At 72.2% G+C, this 259-nt stretch carries 1 protein-coding gene; it reads left to right on the top strand.

Annotated features, from left to right (window positions below):
• Positions 1 to 259 (top strand): sensor histidine kinase KdpD (locus KVT32_RS30530; RefSeq protein ID WP_217619479.1); only part of this gene is annotated, 259 nt, incomplete at both ends.

Raw genomic sequence — 259 nt, 5'->3', positions numbered from 1 at the left:
CCGCGAACTGGCGGCCGAGGTGCAGCGCGACGTCGCCGCCCACGGGCCGGACGTGGAGCTGGCCGGGACCAGCGTGCTGGGCTGGTGGGACCGCAAGGCGCTGCGCCGGGCGCTCGAGAACATGCTGTCGAACGCGCGCAAGTACGGCGCGCCCGGCACGCCGATCCGGATCAAGGTCGACGAGGTCCACCAGCGCCTGCTGCTGACCGTGCACAAGGAAGGCGAGCCGATCCCGCCCGGCGAGCAGGAAGACATCTTC

The organism is Achromobacter sp. GbtcB20 (assembly GCF_019091095.1).
Lineage (GTDB): Bacteria > Pseudomonadota > Gammaproteobacteria > Burkholderiales > Burkholderiaceae_B > Achromobacter > Achromobacter mucicolens.
The sequence above is the reverse complement of the archived record's forward strand: the minus strand, read 5'-3'. Positions and strand labels throughout refer to the sequence as shown.